The following is a 20,819-nucleotide window of genomic DNA, read 5'->3' as shown; positions in this document are numbered from 1 at the left end:
GAGTGTTCCACGAATGTTCTTTCTGCGCAAATCGAATGTCAGCTTTGCCGTCAAATTCTCCGCCCCCTAAAGGGGGCGCGGCGACAGACCCGCCTATATATAATGACACGCCATTGACAACATGCCCCTTCCCAACCCATCTAACGCCCCGTGATGAGGGGTCAATATAACGTGGCCTGACTGAGTCGAGAGGAAGTTCATGCCAGTTGTCGTCGTTGAAAGCCCGGCCAAAGCCAAGACCATCAACAAGTATCTTGGGTCGGATTACACCGTGCTGGCATCCTATGGCCATGTGCGTGATTTGCCCGCGAAGGATGGGTCGGTTGATACCGACGCCGATTTTGCCATGAAATGGGAAATTGGTCGCGACAGCGCCAAGCACGTGCGCGCCATTGCGGATGCGTTGAAAGACGATAACAACCTGATCCTCGCGACTGACCCGGATCGTGAAGGCGAAGCGATTTCGTGGCACCTTGAAGAAGCCCTGCGCAAGCGGCGTGCGATCAAGAAGGACACACCGGTCAGCCGCGTGGTGTTCAACGCGATCACCAAATCCGCCGTGACCGAAGCGATGCAGCAGCCGCGCGACGTGGATACCGATCTGGTAGAGGCCTATCTGGCCCGTCGTGCGCTGGATTATTTGGTGGGCTTCAACCTGTCGCCCGTTCTGTGGCGCAAACTGCCCGGTGCGCGGTCGGCGGGTCGTGTGCAATCGGTTTGCCTGCGTCTGATCGTTGAGCGCGAGGAAGAGATCGAGGCGTTCAACGCCCGCGAATACTGGTCGGTCAAGGCGCTGCTTTCCACGCCGCGAGGGCAGGAGTTCGAGGCGCGACTGACGGTCTTGGGCGGCCAGAAGCTCGACCGTTACGACCTAGAGAATGAGACCGCCGCTGAAATGGCGGTGCAGGCGATTTCGTCGCGCGATCTGTCGGTTCAATCGGTCGAGGCCAAGCCCGCTACCCGCAACCCCTCGCCGCCCTTCATGACATCGACTTTGCAACAAGACGCCAGCCGCAAGTTCGGCTTTGGCGCGCGCCAGACGATGTCGACCGCCCAGCGTCTCTATGAAGCGGGTTATATCACCTATATGCGGACCGACGGGATCGACATGGCGCCCGAGGCCGTGGCCGCGGCACGCGACGCGATCACCGACCGCTATGGCAAGGAATTCATCCCCGCCAAGCCGCGTATCTATAAGAACAAAGCCAAGAACGCACAGGAAGCGCACGAATGTATCCGCCCAACGGATATGACCGTTTCCGCGAACGATCTAGCCAGGTTAGAACCCGATCAACGCAAGCTTTACGACCTGATCTGGAAACGCACACTCGCCAGCCAGATGGAAAGCGCCCGCTTTGAACGCACCACGGTTGATGTGGGCTCATCCGACGGTCAGGTCGTGCTGCGCGCCACCGGTCAGGTTGTCGTGTTCGAAGGCTTCCTGAAGGTCTACGAAGAAGGCCGCGACGACCAAGTGGTGGATGACGACGACAAGCGCCTGCCGCAGATCATGGAAGCCGAAAAGGCCGAGAAAAAGGGCGTCACGCCCGAACAGCACTTCACCCAGCCGCCACCCCGTTACACCGAGGCGACGTTGGTCAAACGCATGGAAGAACTGGGCATCGGTCGCCCCTCGACCTATGCGTCGGTGATCACCACGATCCAGGACCGCGAATATGTCCGCAAGGACAAGAACCGCCTGTTTCCCGAGGATAAAGGCCGGATCGTGACGATCTTTCTGATGAACTTCTTCCGCAAATATGTGGGATACGAGTTCACCGCGAACTTGGAAGAAGAACTGGATGAGATCTCGGCCGGCGACATGGATTATAAGGAAGTCCTGGCGCGCTTCTGGAGGGATTTCTCAGCCGCGATTTCGGAAACATCCGACCTGCGGATTTCCGAGGTGCTCGACAAGCTGGACGCGGCCCTTGCCCCGCAGCTTTATCCACCCCGCGAAGATGGCTCCGACCCGCGTATCTGCCCAAAATGTGGTGAAGGCAAACTGCACCTAAAAACCTCGCGCACGGGCGGGTTTGTCGGCTGTGGCAACTATCCAGAATGCACCTATACCCGCCCGATCGCCGGTGAAGGCGCCGAAGGCGATGAACGTCTGCTGGGCGAAGATCAGGGCGACGAGATTTGGTTGAAATCCGGTCGGTTCGGGCCTTACGTGCAGCGCGGCGAACCGACACCGGAAAACAAGAAGCCGCCGCGCGCGTCCCTGCCCAAAGGCTGGGACAAGGACGAGATCACACTGGAAAAAGCACTGGTCCTGCTGTCTCTGCCCCGTGTCGTGGGCGACCACCCCGATGGCGGTGATGTCAAATCCAATTTCGGCCGGTTCGGCCCCTACATCATGCACCAGGCAGAAGGCGAGGCGAAGCCCGTCTATGTCAACCTGAAAGACCCCGCTGACGTGTTCGATATCGGCATGAACCGCGCGGTCGAGATGCTGGCGGAAAAACGCGCCAATCCCGGCGGACGTGGACGTGCGGCGGCTAAGCCCCTGAAAGAACTCGGTGAACATCCCGAAGATGGCGGCCCGGTGAACGTCATGGACGGACGCTATGGCCCCTATGTGAAATGGGAAAAGGTCAACGCGACCATTCCCAAGGATGTGGAAGCCGCAGACGTCACGATGGAAATGGCCGTCGAATTGATCGCCGAGAAGGCCGCGAAGAAGAAGCCTGCGAAAAAGAAGGCCGCAGCGAAAAAGAAACCCGCCCCAAAGAAAAAAGCTACAGCCAAAAAAACGTAGACGTGCGAGCGACCCAGTATGGCCCGGATTCCCCCGATCCGGGCCAAAAATGCGACAGGCCTGCCGATCACATTCGAACTCGCGCATTCGTGAGTTGAACCCCCGGCGCAGGTTGGTTTGAGTGCCGCCAAACGCAACGAAAATAACGAGCCTCACCATGACACGTATCTTATCTCGTCGCGCCGTGATTGCAGGCGCAACCGCAACCTTGATCATGCCGCGCAGTGGCCTTGCCGCCCCGGCGATTGAAACCGCAAAACGCAACGCGTCGAGCTTTGCCAACCAGGATTGGCGCGACCATTTCGACAAGCTGGACCGGGTGACAATTGTCTGCGACACGGTATCACGCGCCCTGCATTACTGGAGCGCGGATGGCAGCGATTATCGCATCTTCCCGACCTCGGTTCCGATGACGGACGAGCTGACCAAGACCGGTTATACCAAGGTCGTGCGCAAGAAGGTCGGGCCGGACTGGACACCCACGCCCAGCATGATCGAACGCAACCCCGAACTGCACTATATGCCGCCGGGCCCTGACAACCCGCTGGGCACGCACGCGATGTATCTGGATTGGCCTGCCTATCTGATCCACGGCACGCACGACACGCGCAAGATCGGGCGACGCAGTTCGGATGGCTGTATCGGGCTTTACAACAATGCCATCGCCGATTTGTTCGCCATCACCCCCGTGGGGGCGCAGGTCCGATTGATCTGATCCGCCGCGCCGGTTAGATGGAATTATGGACGCAGCTCAGGCTGCGTCCATTTTCTTTTTTGGCACTTCCGGCCCGACCAACAACTCCTCAACCAGAACGCCAACCAGTTGGGTCCGGCTTTTGACACCGGCCTTGCGGTAAATCGCATTGTTCTGTGATTTGACAGTGCCTTGGCTGGTACTGCGCGCCTCGGCAATCTCGGCCACGCTCATGCCCTTTACGGTTAAAAGGGCCACGTCCTGTTCCGCTTCGGTCAGCGCCCATTGGGCGAATTGAGCCTGCAAAAGCGCGGTAAACTCACCCTTGGCCGCCCGCAACAGCCGTTCGACCTCGGCATTGCGGATGTGTAGCAGACGATGGCTGCGCCACATCAACAGGCCACCGATGATGAAACCCAGAAGCGTCGCAAGTTCGGTGATTTCATGCACCACCCACCCGTAATGAAACAGGCGATAGCCGGTAATCTCGCCCAACAGGCTGTGCAAGAACGCGAGGGCCGACACGGCATAGATGACAACACCGATCTTGGTCAGGGTTGCAGGTTTCATGTCGGCCTCCGCTTTGGTTTGAATGACATCCGATCAGGTCGGATCAGTCGTCATCATCGTCACGATCATTGTCGCGGTCGTTATCACGATCATTGTCGCGGCCGTCATCACGATCATTGTCCCGGTCGTCATCATCGCGATCATCATCGTCATCGCGATCATCATCTCGATCATCGTCGCGGTAGTTATCGTCGTCGCGATCATCATCGTCATCATCCCGGTCGTCATCGTCGTCCCGGTCGTCGTCATCGCGATCATCATCGTCGTCATTCGGTTCGAACCGATCGCGCAGAACGTCGCCGTTCTTGCCCAGCACGACCTCGCGTTCACCCTTCGGGCCTTCGCCTTCAATGCGGGTGTTGCCAAACAGGCTACGCTTGATCGTGATCTCGGTGTAACCCTCGGCGGCCAACATCTCGACCACCTCATCGCGGGTGGTTTGGGCGCTTGCAGGTGCGGCCAGCATGGCCAGCACGACCGCGGTGACGAAGGTGTTTGCGGTTTTGGTGGTGTGCATGTCAATCTCCTTTGTTGCGATTTGACTGCGCTCAGCTATCGCCAATTTCACACCTCAGCATATTGGACTTTGGTTGGTCAGGGCCACAACCAACCAAAGTTATAGACCGCCCCGGCAGGTAGAAATACGCAGACCCGCGCCAAGCAGTCGGGTTTCGTTGACTTTGCACCGCCTGCACGCCAGAACAGATGCAACAACTGACGAGAGGTAACTTTCATGAAAAAGGTATATGGCAGCGCCGCCGAGGCCCTTGACGGGGTTCTGCGCGACGGGATGCTGATTGCCGCCGGTGGCTTTGGCCTGTGCGGCATCCCCGAGCTTCTGCTTCAAGCGATCAAGGAAGATGGCGCCAAGGATCTGACATTTGCGTCGAACAACGCCGGCGTGGATGACTTCGGCATCGGCATCCTGTTGCAGACCCGGCAGGTGAAAAAGATGATCTCGTCCTATGTGGGTGAAAACGCCGAGTTCATGCGCCAGTATCTATCGGGCGAGTTGGAACTTGAATTCAACCCCCAAGGCACGTTGGCCGAACGGATGCGCGCCGCCGGACACGGCATCCCCGGTTTTTACACCAAGACCGGCGTGGGCACCGTGATTGCCGAGGGCAAGGAACATAAAGACTTCCCAACCGGCCCCGATGGCGAGGACGAGACCTATATCCTGGAGCAAGGTATCTTTGCCGATCTGTCCATCGTGAAGGCGTGGAAAGCGGACGAAACCGGCAACCTTGTCTTCCGCAAGACCGCCCGCAACTTCAACCCGCCCGCTGCCATGTGTGGCAAGGTCTGCGTGGCCGAGGTGGAAGAGATTGTGCCGACTGGCTCGCTTGACCCTGACACAATCCACTTGCCGGGCATTTATGTGCACCGCCTTATCCAAGGCGAGCACGAGAAGCGCATCGAACAACGCACCATCCGGGAGGCATAATCATGGCTTGGGACCGCAATCAAATGGCCGCCCGCGCGGCGCAGGAACTGCAAGACGGCTGGTACGTGAACCTTGGCATCGGCATTCCGACGCTGGTGTCCAACTACATCCCCGACGGGGTCGAAGTCACGCTGCAATCGGAAAACGGCATGTTGGGCATGGGCCCCTTTCCGACCGAAGACGAGATTGACGCCGACCTGATCAACGCTGGCAAGCAGACGATCACCGCACTGCCGAAAACCTCTTATTTTGACAGCGCGACAAGCTTCGGCATGATCCGCGGCGGCAAGATCGCGATGGCGATCCTTGGCGCGATGGAGGTGGCCGAAAACGGCGACCTTGCCAACTGGATGATCCCCGGCAAGCTGGTCAAAGGCATGGGCGGCGCGATGGACCTTGTGGCCGGAGTTGGCCGCGTGGTGGTCGTGATGGATCACACCAACAAGCACGGCGACAGCAAGGTGTTGAAGGAATGCACTCTGCCGCTGACCGGCAAGGCCGTGGTGGATCGCATCATCACCAACCTGGGTGTTCTGGACGTGGTCGAAGGCGGGTTGAAGATCGTCGAGACCGCCGATGGCGTGACCGAGGACGAGCTGCGCGCCGCGACCCAGGCAACGATCGTCGACTGAACAGCGCGCCAACGCGTTTTTAAGGGGCTCCCGCACGGGGGCCCTTTTCTTTTGGGCGGTGGTCGTGCGGGCGCATTGGTTTTCCCTCGCAATTGCACAAATGCTTTCATATTCTCGCCGTAATCCCCCGCCATAAGCCGGGCAATGACAATGAGCAGCACCAACCCCATACCGTCCACCGCTGGGAAACAGTCGGCGGGCCAGCCCGCACCCCGGCGGCTGCGCGACACGCTTGTGCTGCTGGGCCTGTTTGCGCTGGTGATGGTTGGGTTGATAGGTCTGGCCGCCGCAACAGGCTGGGAAGAAACCCGCGCGCAGCTTGCCAAGCTGTCGATGGCCCAAGTGGGTATTCTTCTGGCGCTGAGCCTTGTAAATTACCTGTTTCGCGGATTGCGCTGGCATATCTTTGCCCGCAAACTGGGCCTGCCAACCGGGCCTTTTCAGAACATGCGCCACTTTCTTGGCGGTTTTGCCATGTCCGTCACGCCGGGCCGCGTGGGCGAGCTGGTGCGGATGCGCTGGCTGAAACGCGAAACTGGTTGGGCGTTTGAACGCACAGCACCGCTGGTGCTGGTGGATCGCGCGTCTGACCTGACAGCCATGGCGTTGATCCTTGGGCTGGCACTGGCGTTTTCAGCCACCGGGATCGCGGGCGGATTACCCGTCACCATCCTTGCCCTGATCGCCGCCTTCGCAGCCACCCGCCCGCGCTTGCTGAGCTGGTTTGCCACGATGGGGCACAAGATCACGGGGCGGTTTGCGCGGCTTTGGGCCAAGGTTCGACGCGCCTCGCTGTCGCTGTCAGCGTTCACTTCGCCCACGCTGATGGCGATTGCAGCTCTGGTAGGCGTGATCGGCTGGGTTGCGGAAGGGTATGCCTTTCACCTGCTTTTGATGTGGATGGGGGCCGATATCGGCTTTGCCAAGGCAGTCGCGATCTTTGTCTTCTCAACCCTTGCCGGCGGTCTGACCGGCGCCCCCGGCGGTGTCGGTGGGGCCGAAGCCGCCATGATCGCCCTGCTTGCGTTGGAAGGCGTGCCGCTTGAGGTAAGTGTCCCCGCCACCGCCATCATCCGCGTTACAACCCTTTGGTTCGCCATCGGGATCGGCCTTCTGGTCTTTCCCGCCGCCGAACGTAGTTCATTGAGACATCATCATGGTTTGGAAAAAGACTGAGTATTCCGGCTGGGGCCGGGTTCTGAAAGCCTCGGCCGACATGGCGCGGCCAGAACGCGCCCGCAGCCTGAAAGCCGCCGTGGCGGACCACCCCTGCCCGGCCATCGGCAATTGTCGATCCTATGGTGATGCCCCGCTGAATGACGGGGGCCGCGCCGTCGACATGACGCGGATGAACCGGATCATCGACTTTGACGCGGACACTGGCGTTGTGACGGTCGAGGCGGGCATCACCATTGGCGACCTTGCCCATGTCTTCGCCCCGCGCGGATGGCTGCCCGCGGTCATGCCCGGCACCGGCTTTGCCACGGTCGGCGGCTGCATCGCACAAGACGTGCACGGCAAGAACCACCATAACGAAGGCAGCTTTGGCCAGCATGTGCTGTCCGTCATACTGCTCAATGGCAACAAGCGCACGGTTGCGACACCCACCCGCAACGCAGGCCTGTTCCGCGCCACGATGGGCGGCATCGGCCAAACCGGTGTGATTGCCGAGGCGAAACTGCAACTCAAACCCTGCCCCGGCGATGTGATGATGGTGACAGAACGCCGGGCCGAGGATTGGGACGAGCATATCGCCCTGCTGGATGGCAGTCAGGCGACCTATACGGTCGGCTGGATCGACACCACCGCCAAGGGTGATGCGCTTGGACGCGGTATCATTGAAGAGGCCGAACTGGCCGCAGGGCTTTTGCCCAAGGCAAAGCCGTCCAAGAAAATCCCACTGGACGCGCCGAATTTCGCGCTGTCCAACCCAGTCGTGCGGATGTTCAACAACGCCTATTATCGACGGGTGCCAAGCTCGGGTAGGTCAACTGTCAAACGGATCGACGACTTCTTCTTTCCCTTGGACAAAATCCACGACTGGAACCGGCTTTACGGCAAACGCGGTTTTTACCAGTTCCAGAACGTTGTGCCGCTGGACCAGGCGGATGCGCTGAAAGAGATGCTGGAGATGATCGCGGGGGCTGGCTTATCCTCGCCCCTCGCCGTGCTGAAACGCATGGGGTCGGGGCGCGCCGGGCATATGAGCTTCCCGATGGAGGGCTACACGCTGGCGGTCGACTTTCCCGCCCGTGAAGCGGCGGTCGAGTTGATCGCGATGCTTGAGGATATGACGGTGGACGCAGGTGGGCGGCTCTATCTGGCCAAAGATGCGCTGGCCACCGGCCCCGCGATCAAGGCGATGTATCCCGAACATGGCGACTGGGTGAAACAGGTCAACAAAGCCGACCCGGACCACGCATTGCAAACCGATATGGTGCGCCGTCTGAACCTTCGCGAGGCAGGGTAAGAAGATGATAAAGACCAAACAGAACCAATGCTGGATCATCCTTGGCGCAACATCCTCGATGGCACGCGCCTTTGCGCAGGCCGTGGCCGATCACGGCGCAAGTGTCATTCTGGCGGGGCGCGACATGGAGGATCTGAAACGCTCCGCCGCAGACCTGACCGCGCGCGGTGTGTCGGCTGAGGCGATGAAGTTCGACGCCCGCGACATCGCGACCTTCCAGCCGATCATCGACCGCGCCGGGCGCGAGGATGGCGTAATCAATGCCGCGGTCTTTGTCGGCTCGATGCCCGCTCAAGAAGATGTCGACGCGGACCCCGCCCTGATCGACGGCGTGGTAAAAGACAGTCATACTGGACCAGCGGCGTTCCTGACCATGCTCGCGCCAATCCTCGAAGACCGGGGCGCGGGCACAATTGTCGGTGTCTGTTCAGTCGCGGGCGATCGGGGACGGATTGGCAATTATGTCTATGGCTCGGCAAAGGCAGGGTTCGCCACCTATCTGTCCGGTCTGCGCAACCGCCTGACACGCGCGGGCGGCCATGTGGTGACGGTAAAGCCCGGCTTCGTGGACACCGCGATGACGTGGGGGATCGAGGGGATGTTCCTTGTCGCTTCGCCCCAGAAGGTCGCGGCCGATATCCTGAAGGCGGTCGAGAAGCAGCGCAACGTGATCTACACGCCGTTCTTCTGGCGCTATATCATGCTGATTATCCGCAGCATCCCGGAGTTCATCTTCAAGAAAATGTCGATCTGAGGGCAGGCTTGATCCGGCGGCGCGTCAGCCGACACCGAACCATTCCTGCCACAGCCCGGCAGCATAGAACATGATCGAGATGGTCATCAGCATCAGCCCGATGCCCCGCTTATCCTTCATGGCAAAAACGATGGGGTCGTAATCCTGCTTGCCATGCCAGCCAAGGCGCACCATGCGGATAAGCCACCAGGCCAGCGGCAGACCTGCGACCCACATCAGCCATTGTGTCTTGTAAAGCGACAGCGCCTGTTCGGTGAAGGAATAGAGGAAAAACGCCAACAGCGCCGCCACCACCCCCAAAGACGCGACGTTCAACAGATCGGGCCGGTCCGGGCGCCCATATCCCCGCCCCGGCAGACGCTCGTCCGATGTAGCAAGGGTCAGTTCAGTCAAGCGCTTTACGCAGCCAAGGGCCAGAAAAACCGGGAAGATGAACACGAGCAAGTATCCCGACACATGGATATCGGTCGCCGCAGCACCTGCCACGACCCGAAGTGTGTAAAGCGACGCCAGCACCGCAATATCCACCCAGCGCATCCGTTTCAGCTTCAACGAATAGGCCAGTGACAGCGCCATATACAGGCTGACCACCCCGAAAAACGCCCAGCCCAGATAGGCTGCAACACCCAGCGCGATGGTGGCCAAGATAAAGAATGACGCCATCCCCACCTGTATCGGCACGGCACCTGAGGCAAATGGGCGGGTGCATTTCTTGACGTGCAGCCGGTCGGCTTCGAGATCGAGAAGATCATTCACCAGATAGATCGAGGACGCCGCCGCCGAAAAACTGATCACCCCAAGGATCGCAAGAAGAAGCGTGTTCAGGTCAAACGCATGGCCCGCAATCATCGGCACGAACAGCAGCACATTCTTGACCCATTGATGGGGGCGGAAGCTTTTCAGCACATCTTTCATGCGCCAGCCACCGTCGATCTGGGTGACAGGCTTGCCCTGCGCCTCCAACGCCTTGGCGGAACGTGGATCACCCACGACAAGGGCCGCATCGGCATGATCCCACACCGCGCGGTCCACTGGGGCGTTGCCCGCATAGTGGAACCCGCCCTCGCCATACGCTGCCACCAGCGCTTCGGCCTTGCGCGCGCCTTTCAGGTTGGTGTGCCCGTCCGAGGCAAAGATACGGGCCGACAGGCCATGCTCTGCCGCCAGTTGCGCCACGACGCTCTGATCCGAGGCCGAGGCCAACACCACCTCGCGCCCCTCGGCCTGGGCGGCGCGGGCGACCTCAAGCACATCCGGGTCGACGGGCAGAAGATCCGTGCGCAGTGCGGCGATCCGGGCCAGTTCAGCTTTCAGATATGCAGGGTCGCGGAAATGCGCGAGGCTGGTTTTCAGCGTGCGGATCGGGTCGCGGCCCAGCCCGGCCCAAAAACTCTCATACAGAATGTCGGTGCGCAGAAAGGTCCCGTCCACATCCAAAACGAACGGTTTTTTGGTCAACTCCTCGGCCATCATGTTATGATCCATTCACTGCAAACACACATCCGTCCGACAAAAGCTCTGGCGGGGTCAAGCACAAACCACGCGCAACACGCCATGCCGCCAGTACTTTGGGCACATAAGCGCGGGTCTCGGCATAGGGTGGCACACCACCATTATCCCTCACGGCATTCTCACCCGCGTTATATCCGGCAAGCGCCAGGATAGGATCGCCCTGAAAATGGTTGATCAACCAGTTCAGATAGGCAACGCCGCCCTTGATGTTCTGCGTGGGGTCGGTGCTGTCCTTGACGCCAAATCGGGTGGCAGTATCGGGGATCAACTGCATCAACCCTTGCGCCCCTGCATGGCTTTTGACGTCCACACGCCCTCCGCTTTCCACGGAAATCAGCGCCAGCACCAGCGCCGGTGATACCGGCGTTCCAATCGTTGCCTTAAGGATCGCGGGACCATGGGCCTGCGCGATGGATTGCAGATGCTGAAGGCGGGGTTGAGACATCCCTTCCTGCGTTTCAAGCAGATCAAGGGCAGCACGCACATTTGCCGGCCCGGCTTTGTCCAGCTTCGGCGATACCGTTGTCCAGAACCAATCCCACTCAGTTGACTGAGGCATCGGAATAACCGCGGCGGCTTTTTGCGGTGTTTTAGCTGCAGGTGTTTTCGGTGCCAGTGCCGCTGCTTGCTCGGCCGGGTCGATCTGGATCGTGATCCGCTTGGCCCCCGCTGGCGGCACCGTCACCCGCTTGAAGGTAAAGTCAGGAAATGGTGCCGGCGTCGTATCCGCCCGCGCCTGCCCCCCCGTCGCAAGGGTCATAACGATGCTTATAGTAACGAAGCCCCGCATTTGCGGTTCACTGCCTGCCTCTTATTGTTTCCTTTTTGTCGCAGATTTACCAAGTCAGGGCCAGATTTACCTTGGTTAGATTGCAATTTTTGTGACGGCGGATGGAGCGACACGGGAAATATAAAGTTTTTTCTATCTTTTTGTTTATTACATTCAATTACTTATTAAAGATCCGCCTTAAAAAACCGTTAAACCATAAAAGGTACGAAACCCGCCCAACTGTTGCCCCAATCAAAGGGCTAATTAGCATACATGCCAAGCAGCGCACAGGACGACAAGGTTCAGGCGCCAAGGTGAACAAGACGAACCAAGTAAATAATGGAGTGAGAAAATGAAACTTTATAACCTGATCAAAACTTTCCAAGCTGACGAAGACGGTGCGGTCACTGTGGACTGGGTCGTTCTGACCGCAGCCATCGTCGGCCTGGGTATTGCTGTTCTGACCTCGGTCTCGGGCGGCACCACCTCGCTGGCCGGCAAAATTTCGTCGTCGCTGAGCAAAATGACAGTTCCGACCTACGGTGTCGGTGGCACAGGCGGTGGTACCAACACCCCATAAAATTGCAATCACCTCACCTGCCACAAAGCTTGTGAGCAAACAAAGACGAAAACCGCGTCACTTGGCGCGGTTTTCACTTTTCCAAGTGTCGTCAATACTTAACTAAACGTCAGGGCAGGAAATTGTTGCTGTTTCCCGTGAAGTTCATTCAAAATTCATCTTTTGTGCCTCAAATTGCCTCAATTGAAGTGGATGAGGTATAGGGTGTTGTACCTGCGATGCTTCCAGCATCACACCAAGGGAAAGGAAACTTGATGCGTCTGCTCTTCGGACTGGTCCTGATCTTAGGCGTCGGCCTGGCGGGCTTTGCGGTTTATCTGGCCAAGGATTACATTGGCGAATATCAGGCTCAGCTTGATGCAGAACGGGCCGCGCGCGAAAGCATCGTTCCAACCGTCAACGTGTTCGTCGTCAATCGCCCCCTTCGTTACGGCGATCAGGTAACGGCCAAGGAACTGCGCGCCGTAAAATGGCCCGAAAACGCGATTCCCGAAGGCACCTTCAAAAGTATGGATGAGGTCTTCCCGGACGGTGAAAAGAAATTCCGCACCGTCCTGCGCGCAATGGAAAAGGACGAGGCTTTACTGAAAATCAAGGTGACCAAACCAGGGGCTGATGCGGGCGTTTCGGCGCGACTTGCCGACGGAATGCGCGCCTTTGCGATCAGTGTCGATGTCAGATCGGGCGTGTCGGGCTTCCTGCGCCCCGAAGACCGCATCGACGTTTATTGGACCGGCCGCGGCGTTGACGAAGTGGGCGAAGGCGAAGCCGTCACCAAACTGATCCTTGCCAATGTTCATATCATCGCAGTTGACCAGATCGCCGATTCTGACCGCACCGGACCAACAATCGCGCGCACAATCACGGTTGAGGTTACGCCCCGTCAGGTTGCGGCGCTTGCACAGGCGCAGTCCAGCGGTCGGTTGTCGATGGCGCTGGTCGGCACGCAGGATCAGACGGTCACCTCGGCGGTCGAAGTCGGTCAGGGCGAGATCATGGGCGAAGTGGTTGGCCCGGTTAAAGAGGTCTGCACCGTGCGCACACGCCGCGGTGGCGAGATCATCGAGACACAGATCCCCTGCCCCCAATAAAAATCCCGGCGTCGCAACAGTATCAGTTGGCATAAACTGTTGCGACTTCTCCACATCAAGCCTGCTTAATAAGGTATTGATTCTTGCATCGATTCGATTTCTGACGCACGCTGCACCACAATTGGGTAGAAATAACCCTTAACCGGGCACAATGCTCGGAGCAGTCAAGTGGGGAAACACCCGCATTATCGTGAAGTGATCAGAGAGGCAGGATCACATGAAAATTGATCGTTTTATCAAGGCGGCCCTTTTGGGTCTTGCGTTGGGGGTTGGTACAACAACCGCCGCGTCCGCCGAAACCTTGCGTGTCATGAGCGGCGCGCCATCTGGTGCCCTGAAGGTTCCGATGAACCGCGCAGTGGTCGTCGAAAGCGACGCGCCCTTCGCAGAGCTTTCCATCGCCAACCCCGGCATCGCCGATATTTCCACTCTGTCGGATCGCACAATCTATGTGCTGGGCAAGACACCGGGGCGCACCACGCTGACCCTTTTGGGCGCCGATGGCAAACTTATCACCAATGTCGACGTGCATGTCGCGCCTGACATCGCAGAATTCAAGGAACGCCTGCGTCAGATCCTTCCGGGCGAACACATCGAAGTGCGGACCGCCAATGATGGGATCGTCTTGTCCGGCATGGTCAGCTCGATACAGCGTCTGGATCGCGCGCTTGATCTGGCCCAACGTTACGCGCCGGACCGCGTGTCAAACCTGCTGTCGGTAGGTGGCACGCAACAAGTGATGCTGAAGGTCCGGTTTGCAGAAATGGGCCGTTCGGTGCGCAAATCGCTGTCCAGTTCGCTGGCCCTGTCCGGCGGCCTGAACGCTGACAGCTTTCAAGGCGCGACGGGTCGCGGGATCGGGCAAGGCGGGTCCTTGCTGGACACGACCCAGACCACGGTCATTGATGGCGCCAATGGCGCGATGAAATTCGGCTTCGGTGTCGGAAGCCTTCAAGTTGGCGTCTTGCTGGAAGCCCTTGAAAGCAAGGGCGTCGTGCGCACGCTGGCGGAACCAAACCTGACTGCTCTGTCTGGGCAGGAAGCCTCGTTCCTGGCGGGTGGCGAGTATCCCCTGCCCGTGTCCAACGGCGACAACGAGATTGCCGTGACATACAAACCATTCGGTGTCGAGTTGACCTTCACACCCACCGTGCTTGCGGATGATGTCATCAACCTGCAACTAAACGCCGCCGTCTCGGGACTGGACGAATCCGTAAGCTATAACAACGGTGGGTTCAGCATCAACGCATTCCGGCGCCGTGAAACCTCGACCACGGTCGAGATGCGCGATGGCGAAAGCTTCGCAATTGCTGGGCTGATTCAAGATGACTTCCGCGACAACATTGGTTCGGTGCCATGGCTGGGCGATATTCCAGTGCTTGGTGCGCTGTTCCGGTCGACGGAATATCAGCGCGCCCAGTCCGAGCTGGTGATCATCGTCACTGCACATCTTGTCACCCCGACCCGCGGCGAAGCACTGGCAGTGCCCACGGATCGGATCCGCCCCCCGTCTGAGCAGGAACTGTTCCTGTTTGGCAATACGACCGCATCGAACCGGCCCAAAACCGGGGCGGCGGGCGAAGTGGCACAGCAGGACTTTTCCGGGTCCTACGGCTATGTGATGGAGGACTGAGATGTCGATCAAACGTATCAAACCATTGCTGGCGGCCACCTCGGTCATTGCGATCCTGACGGCCTGTTCGGATGCGGATATGGCAACGAAATCTTGGTTCGTCGAATCAGGCGCACAGATCGACGAAGGTCGGTTCGGTCAGCCCACCGCCTACAACGCTGGGGTTCAAACCGGTCAGATCAATCCCGCAGTCAGCATGGCGAACCGTTTCAACCAGGAATCCAACGACACGGTGAACTTTGCCTTCAACAGCGCGGCATTGGACAATACCGCACGCGCGATCCTAAGCCAGCAGGCGCACTGGATTGCCCAGTTCCCCGAACTTCGGTTCCGCGTATATGGCCACACCGATTTGGTCGGCTCAAACGCATATAACAAGCGGCTGGGCCTGCGTCGCGCCCATGCGGTCGTTAACTATCTGGTTGCCAGCGGCATCAGCCGGTCGCGGCTTGAAGCGGTCGTAAGCTATGGTGAAACCCGTCCGTTGATCGTCACCCGCGCCCCCGAAATGCGCAACCGCCGCACGGTCACGGAAGTCACCGGCTTCGTTGGCGGCCGCAAACCCACCACGCTGGACGGGAAATACGCCCAAGTGGTGTATCGCGAGTATATCCGCAGTGCAGTACCACCCCCGATCATCTCGGCAGGCACGGCTGGATCGATCGGCGAATGAAGCTGACCAATATAAAAACAACAAAGGCGCGGCACGGATCGCGCCTTTTTGTAACACACTGCTGAAGCATCATAGTTTTGCCGCAATCTTGAAAGGCAGGCACGGCCAAGGGCGGCACCGGTTGCGACCGAAGCCATTATAATCATGCGGTTTTCTTGCAAGAATCGCGCGATTGGCGGCAGGGCCTGTTGTCAGACCTAACGTTCTCTTGGGGGAAACAGACGCATTATTTCCCCGAGATCGTTCCAAATGGACGAATAATTTGGCCGTTTCAGCCGCAATGTTGCCCAGATTTACTGACATCTCTTTAAACAATTCCGAGCAGTCCGCGTGTAAATTCCGACTCACGCACGCCTCGTGGGGATAACGGCCGATGGCAGAATGCCTGGGAGCGGGCTCTAACTGGAGGGGATATAACGATGAGTAGCAATGTTGCGCTACACACTGAACCAGAACCGATCGTCGCTTGCACGATTGCACGAGACGTTCAGAACTTTGATCTGTTGATCGAGGATATGGAAGCCGAGCTTGGCGAGGCCTGGGGCGATCTTTCGTTCTCGGATGCGCTTGCCTTTTTCACCCAGCCGGACTCTGACGCATTGGAATTCGTCGCGATCGCGATGGATGACCAGGACGAATCGAATCTGTCAAAAGTCGCAAGCGTGATCCGCGCGGCCCGCGAAAAGGGGATCAAGGTCGTCGTCATCGCGGAAGAGGTCAGCCCAATCGCGCTGCACCAACTGTTGAAGCTGGGGGCCGAGGAATTCGTCCCCTACCCTCTTCCAGAAGGTGCGTTGCATGATGCGATTGAACGCCTTCGCGCGCCCGAACCTGAGGCGCCCATCCAGCTTGACCCGAACGCACAAGGTCCAGCGCTGAAGCCTGACGGTGATCGTGAAGCGGTCATTCTGGCGGTTCAACCGATGGCCGGCGGCACAGGGGCCACCACCCTTGCGGTGAACTTGGCATGGGAACTCAGCCAACTGGACAAGCCTAAAAAGAAAAAACAGACGACGACACAACCGCGTGTCTGTCTTTTGGATTTCGGGCTGCAGTTCGGCTCGGTGGCTACCTATCTGGATCTGCCGCGCCGTGATGCGGTGTTTGAGTTGCTCTCGGACACCGATGTTATGGACCATGATACATTTGCGCAGGCGCTGGTCAGCTTCGGCGACGATCTGCATGTTATGACCGCCCCGCCCGACATGCTGCCGCTGGACATCATCAGCAGCGAGGATATGGACCGCATTATCGAAATGGCTCGCCGTAACTTCGACTATGTGATTATCGACATGCCCAGCACCGTCGCACAATGGACAGAAACCGTGCTTCATGCATCCCATGTCTATTTCGCGACCCTGGAACTTGATCTACGCTCGGCGCAGAATACGCTGCGGATGATCAAGGCGCTGAAATCCGAAGAACTGCCGGTCGAAAAGCTGCGCTATGTGCTGAACCGGGCTCCCAAATTTACCGATATGTCGGGGAAATCGCGGGTGAAGCGTTTGGCAGAAAGCCTTGATATCGCGATCGAACTGCATTTGCCCGATGGCGGCAGGCCGGTCACGCAGGCCTGTGATCACGGCATGCCCTTATCTAACGCCGCCGCGAAGAACCCGCTGCGCAAGGAAATTCAAAAACTGGCAAAATCGGTCCACGACCTGAACAAGGTCGAAGCCACAGCCAATTGACCCCGGAGACGCCATGTTTTCCCGTTATTCCAAACCTGCAAAAAACGCGAAAGCAGCACCTGATCTGAAAGCGGTCGATGGTGGGCGCGCTACCCCTTCGGCCCCCTCTCAGAACGGGTCCAACAGCAAGCGCGCGACGCCACCCCCCCACGCCACGCGTCGCCAAGCCCCTGTTCAGGCCGCAAAACCGCCACAGGCCGACAAGGAACGCAAACGCAAGGAACGGCTGGGCGAAATTAAGACCGACCTTCATAAAGAGCTTCTGGACAACCTGAACCTTGGCGCTTTGGAAACTGCCGCGGAAAAAGACCTGCGCGCGGAAATCACGGATATCACGTCGGAGTTTTTGAACACGCGTGACGTCGTTCTGACCCGCGACGAACGCCTTCTTCTGAATCAGGAATTGTACGACGAGGTTAGGGGGCTGGGGCCGCTGGAGCCGTTGCTGCAGGACGAAACAATCAACGATATTCTGGTGAACGGTCCGCAACAGGTATTTGTCGAACGCGCGGGGAAGCTTGAGCTGACGGACGTGGCCTTCAAGGATGAACGTCACCTGCTGCGGATCATCGACAAGATCGTGTCGGCAGTCGGTCGACGGGTGGACGAATCGAACCCTCATGTGGACGCCCGTCTTGCTGATGGGTCGCGGTTCAACGCGATGGTGCCGCCGATTGCAGTCGATGGCTCGTTGGTTTCGATCCGGAAATTCAAAAAGGACAAGCTGGGTATTGATGAACTGGTCAGCTTTGGTGCGTTTTCGGAAGAGATGGCGGCGTTTTTGCAGGCCGCCGTGGCGACACGATTGAATGTGATCGTTTCGGGCGGAACGGGGTCGGGTAAAACCACCTCGCTTAACGCGCTGTCTTCTTTCATCGACAATTCGGAACGTATTTTGACCATCGAAGATACCGCCGAACTCCAACTGCAACAGACCCATGTGGGCCGGATGGAAAGCCGCCCTGCCAACGTGGAAGGCAAGGGCGCGGTCAGCCAGCGCGACTGTTTGAAAAACGCCCTTCGGATGCGCCCTGACCGGATCATCGTCGGCGAGACGCGCGGCGAAGAAGTTATCGACATGCTGCAGGCCATGAACACCGGCCATGACGGGTCTATGACGACGATTCACGCGAACTCGGCCCGCGATGCGGTCTCGCGCCTGGAAAACATGATTGCGATGGCCGGCATCGAAATGCCGATCAAGGCGGTGCGCAGTCAGATCGCGTCGGCTGTGAACCTGATTGTGCAGGCCAGCCGTCTGCAGGACGGTTCACGGCGAATGGTCTCGATCACCGAAATCACGGGGATGGAAGGCGACGTCATCTCGATGCAAGAGGTGTTCCGATATGAACGTCTTGGCTTGGCACCCGATGGCAAGATCATCGGGCGCTTCAATGCGACCGGCGTACGTTCGCACTATTCAGAGCGGTTCCGCCAGTGGGGCTATGACCTGCCCGCATCCATTTATGAACCCTGGAGCGACTGAGCATGACCATTTCCATCGAGCCAATTCTGTATGGCCTGATTTTTCTGGCCGTTTTGTTGCTGGTCGAAGGCATCTATCTGACTGTTTTCGGCAAGTCGATCAGCCTGAACAACCGCATCAATCGGCGGCTGGACATGCTGGAAAAAGGTGCGGCGCGCGAAGAAGTTCTGGAAAAACTCCGCAAAGAGATGGGCCAGCACGTCAAGGCGCAAGGGATCCCCTTCTATTCGCTGTTGGCCAACAAGGCGCAAAAAGCGGCGATTGCCTTTACCCCCACCCAACTTGTGATGATCATGGCGCTTCTGACGGTATTTGCCTTTGTCGGACTGGGCGTGGCCACAGCCGCGTCGCTGCCTGTGCGCGCCGGGCTTGCGGTCGTAATGGGCGTTGGTGGGGTCTATATCTGGGTCAACAACAAGGCCAAGAAACGCTCTGCGATGATCGAGGAACAACTGCCTGACGCGGTCGAATTGATGGTGCGCAGCTTGCGCGTGGGCCACCCGTTCTCCTCCGCTGTGCAGATCGTGGCCAAGGAAGTGCCCGATCCGTTGGGCACCGAAATGGGGTTGATCGCGGACGAAAGCGCCTATGGCCGTGACGTGGGCGAGGCATTGGCGGCCATGGCCGAACGCCTCGACAATCAGGATATGCGCTTTCTTGCCGTCGCGGTGATCATCCAGCAGACCTCTGGCGGCAACCTGGCCGAAATTCTGGACGGTCTGGCCAAAGTGATCCGGTCGCGCTTCAAGCTGTTCCGCCGCGTCAAAGCCATCACTGCCGAGGCGAAATGGTCCGGCAATTTCCTGTCCGGTTTCCCCGTTCTGGCGCTGATCATGATCAACCTGATCCAGCCCAATTATTATGACAAGGTGCGCGACACGCCCTATTTTATCCCGGCGTGTCTGATCGTGGGTGGCTTCCTTGTGGCGAACATGTTCGTCATGCGGATGCTGGTCAATATCAAGGTGTGACAGAGGTTTCCCCATGGAACAGTTCCAAGCAATCCTGACCGACCTTCTTGGCCCCGCCGGCCCGCTTCTGGCCGTTGGCGCGGTTGGCATCGTGCTGATCGTCGTCGCGCTGCCCTTCATGTTGAAGCGCAATGTCGATCCACTGGACAAGCTGCGCAAGGCCCGTGAACGTGGGGCGCAGGACGGGCAGAAAATCGACCTGCGCATCGCCTCGGGATCTGACAAGCTTGAGAAATACTCGGCCTTTCTTGAACCTCAAGACGCTGATGAATATTCAGCCGTGCAACTGAAATTGTTGCAAGCGGGATATCCAGGCAAGAACGCGGTGCGCACCTTCCACTTTGCCCAGTTTGCCCTTGGCATCGGGCTGCTGATCTTCGGCGTGTTCCTGACCATCCTCAAGACCGCCAATGGTCAGGAACTGACCACGACCGCGCGTATGCTGTGGATTTTGATCCCCGGTGTCGCGGGATATATGTTGCCGAAATACTGGGTGACGCGCCGCGTTGAAACCCGCAAAGAGGAAATCACCAACGGCTTTCCCGACGCGCTGGACATGATGTTGACCTGCGTCGAGGCAGGACAATCCCTGGACCAGTCGATCTTGCGCGTGTCCAAGGAAATCCGGCCCTCTTACCCCGCGCTGGCGGACGAATTTTCGATCGTATCGAACGAGATGAAGGCAGGTAAGGACCGCGTTCAGGTGCTGCGCGACCTTTCCGAACGCTCAGGCGTGTCTGACGTGGCAAGCTTCGTGACCGTGATGATCCAATCGGCAAGCTTCGGCACCTCGATCGCGGATGCGTTGCGCGTCTACGCAGGCGAGATGCGCGATAAACGCGTCATGCGCGCGGAAGAAAAGGCAAACACTTTGCCCACCAAGATGACACTTGCCACTATGATGCTGACCGTTCCGCCGCTATTGATTATTCTGATCGGCCCGTCGATCTATGACATCTATCTGACCCTCAAAACGATACGTTTCTGACGCAACCCGGGCCGAGCGAAGGAGAGCTTTTTGACCACGCGCCGCCCGTCCACCCCGCTGCCGTCCCAACCAAAACCGCTTGCCTGTCACCGCCGCG

At 58.6% G+C, this 20,819-nt stretch carries 19 protein-coding genes; 15 read left to right on the top strand and 4 right to left on the bottom strand.

Features of this window, described 5'->3' with window-relative positions; genetic code table 11:
- Window positions 1-199: 199 nt before the first annotated feature.
- Window positions 200-2,761 (top strand): type I DNA topoisomerase, encoded by a 2,562-nt coding sequence (gene topA / locus MN186_RS00620; protein WP_242110871.1) that lies wholly within the window; start codon window positions 200-202, stop codon window positions 2,759-2,761.
- 157 nt (window positions 2,762-2,918) lie between these two features.
- Window positions 2,919-3,476 (top strand): L,D-transpeptidase, encoded by a 558-nt coding sequence (locus tag MN186_RS00615; RefSeq protein ID WP_242110870.1) that lies wholly within the window; start codon window positions 2,919-2,921, stop codon window positions 3,474-3,476.
- A 36-nt stretch (window positions 3,477-3,512) separates the two neighbouring features.
- Here the strand turns inward: MN186_RS00615 and MN186_RS00610 are convergent, their stop codons facing one another.
- Together MN186_RS00610 and MN186_RS00605 are read right to left on the bottom strand one after the other, a co-directional pair.
- Window positions 3,513-4,025, bottom strand: coding sequence for a helix-turn-helix transcriptional regulator (locus MN186_RS00610; RefSeq protein ID WP_242110869.1), 513 nt, complete (start codon window positions 4,023-4,025; stop codon window positions 3,513-3,515).
- Window positions 4,026-4,068: 43 nt separating this feature from the next.
- Window positions 4,069-4,542 carry a hypothetical protein gene (locus tag MN186_RS00605; RefSeq protein ID WP_242110868.1) on the bottom strand — a complete coding sequence of 158 codons (474 nt, stop codon included), beginning with the start codon at window positions 4,540-4,542 and terminating at the stop codon, window positions 4,069-4,071.
- 216 nt (window positions 4,543-4,758) lie between these two features.
- Here MN186_RS00605 and MN186_RS00600 point away from each other — a divergent pair, with 216 nt between their 5' ends.
- The 5 genes from MN186_RS00600 to MN186_RS00580 all read left to right on the top strand — a co-directional run bounded on the left by MN186_RS00600 (window position 4,759) and on the right by MN186_RS00580 (window position 9,328).
- Window positions 4,759-5,472, top strand: coding sequence for a CoA transferase subunit A (locus tag MN186_RS00600; RefSeq protein WP_242110867.1), 714 nt, complete (start codon window positions 4,759-4,761; stop codon window positions 5,470-5,472).
- A gap of 2 nt (window positions 5,473-5,474) precedes the next feature.
- Window positions 5,475-6,104: a 3-oxoacid CoA-transferase subunit B gene (locus tag MN186_RS00595; RefSeq protein WP_242110865.1), complete on the top strand. Its 630-nt coding sequence runs from the start codon at window positions 5,475-5,477 to the stop codon at window positions 6,102-6,104.
- A 150-nt stretch (window positions 6,105-6,254) separates the two neighbouring features.
- Entirely contained in the window at window positions 6,255-7,280 is a 1,026-nt protein-coding gene (locus MN186_RS00590; protein ID WP_242110863.1) for a lysylphosphatidylglycerol synthase transmembrane domain-containing protein, read from the top strand.
- Window positions 7,261-8,574 carry an FAD-binding oxidoreductase gene (locus MN186_RS00585; protein ID WP_242110862.1) on the top strand — a complete coding sequence of 438 codons (1,314 nt, stop codon included), beginning with the start codon at window positions 7,261-7,263 and terminating at the stop codon, window positions 8,572-8,574. Before MN186_RS00590 ends, MN186_RS00585 begins: the two co-directional genes overlap by 20 nt.
- A 4-nt stretch (window positions 8,575-8,578) precedes the next feature.
- A complete protein-coding gene (locus tag MN186_RS00580; RefSeq protein WP_242110861.1) occupies window positions 8,579-9,328 on the top strand; it encodes an SDR family oxidoreductase in 750 nt (249 codons plus the stop codon).
- A 24-nt stretch (window positions 9,329-9,352) separates the two neighbouring features.
- On the opposite strand, the gene MN186_RS00575 is transcribed toward MN186_RS00580, so the two are convergent.
- On the bottom strand, window positions 9,353-10,813 hold the full coding sequence (locus MN186_RS00575; RefSeq protein WP_242110859.1) for a UbiA family prenyltransferase: 1,461 nt from the start codon (window positions 10,811-10,813) through the stop codon (window positions 9,353-9,355).
- A complete protein-coding gene (locus MN186_RS00570; protein WP_242110857.1) occupies window positions 10,803-11,600 on the bottom strand; it encodes a lytic transglycosylase domain-containing protein in 798 nt (265 codons plus the stop codon). Before MN186_RS00570 ends, MN186_RS00575 begins: the two co-directional genes overlap by 11 nt.
- A 361-nt stretch (window positions 11,601-11,961) precedes the next feature.
- Here MN186_RS00570 and MN186_RS00565 point away from each other — a divergent pair, with 361 nt between their 5' ends.
- The 8 genes from MN186_RS00565 to MN186_RS00530 all read left to right on the top strand — a co-directional run bounded on the left by MN186_RS00565 (window position 11,962) and on the right by MN186_RS00530 (window position 20,722).
- On the top strand, window positions 11,962-12,189 hold the full coding sequence (locus MN186_RS00565; protein WP_242110856.1) for a Flp family type IVb pilin: 228 nt from the start codon (window positions 11,962-11,964) through the stop codon (window positions 12,187-12,189).
- A 254-nt stretch (window positions 12,190-12,443) separates the two neighbouring features.
- Window positions 12,444-13,280, top strand: coding sequence for a Flp pilus assembly protein CpaB (cpaB, locus tag MN186_RS00560; RefSeq protein ID WP_242110855.1), 837 nt, complete (start codon window positions 12,444-12,446; stop codon window positions 13,278-13,280).
- A 217-nt stretch (window positions 13,281-13,497) separates the two neighbouring features.
- Window positions 13,498-14,913 (top strand): type II and III secretion system protein family protein, encoded by a 1,416-nt coding sequence (locus MN186_RS00555; RefSeq protein WP_242110854.1) that lies wholly within the window; start codon window positions 13,498-13,500, stop codon window positions 14,911-14,913.
- Between the two features lies 1 nt (window position 14,914).
- Window positions 14,915-15,586 (top strand): OmpA family protein, encoded by a 672-nt coding sequence (locus MN186_RS00550; protein WP_242110853.1) that lies wholly within the window; start codon window positions 14,915-14,917, stop codon window positions 15,584-15,586.
- A gap of 419 nt (window positions 15,587-16,005) precedes the next feature.
- Entirely contained in the window at window positions 16,006-17,277 is a 1,272-nt protein-coding gene (locus MN186_RS00545) for a CpaE/TadZ family protein (protein ID WP_242110852.1), read from the top strand.
- 13 nt (window positions 17,278-17,290) lie between these two features.
- The gene (locus MN186_RS00540) at window positions 17,291-18,763 is read left to right on the top strand and encodes a TadA family conjugal transfer-associated ATPase (RefSeq protein ID WP_242110851.1); all 1,473 of its coding nucleotides are present in this window, start codon (window positions 17,291-17,293) and stop codon (window positions 18,761-18,763) included.
- Window positions 18,764-18,765: 2 nt separating this feature from the next.
- Window positions 18,766-19,734 (top strand): type II secretion system F family protein, encoded by a 969-nt coding sequence (locus MN186_RS00535; RefSeq protein WP_242110850.1) that lies wholly within the window; start codon window positions 18,766-18,768, stop codon window positions 19,732-19,734.
- A 13-nt stretch (window positions 19,735-19,747) separates the two neighbouring features.
- On the top strand, window positions 19,748-20,722 hold the full coding sequence (locus MN186_RS00530) for a type II secretion system F family protein (RefSeq protein ID WP_242110849.1): 975 nt from the start codon (window positions 19,748-19,750) through the stop codon (window positions 20,720-20,722).
- Window positions 20,723-20,819 lie beyond the last annotated feature (97 nt).

Origin of the sequence: Aliiroseovarius sediminis (assembly GCF_022678485.1) — a bacterium.
Taxonomy (GTDB): domain Bacteria; phylum Pseudomonadota; class Alphaproteobacteria; order Rhodobacterales; family Rhodobacteraceae; genus Aliiroseovarius; species Aliiroseovarius sediminis.
This window is presented reverse-complemented; position numbering and strand designations above follow the sequence as displayed.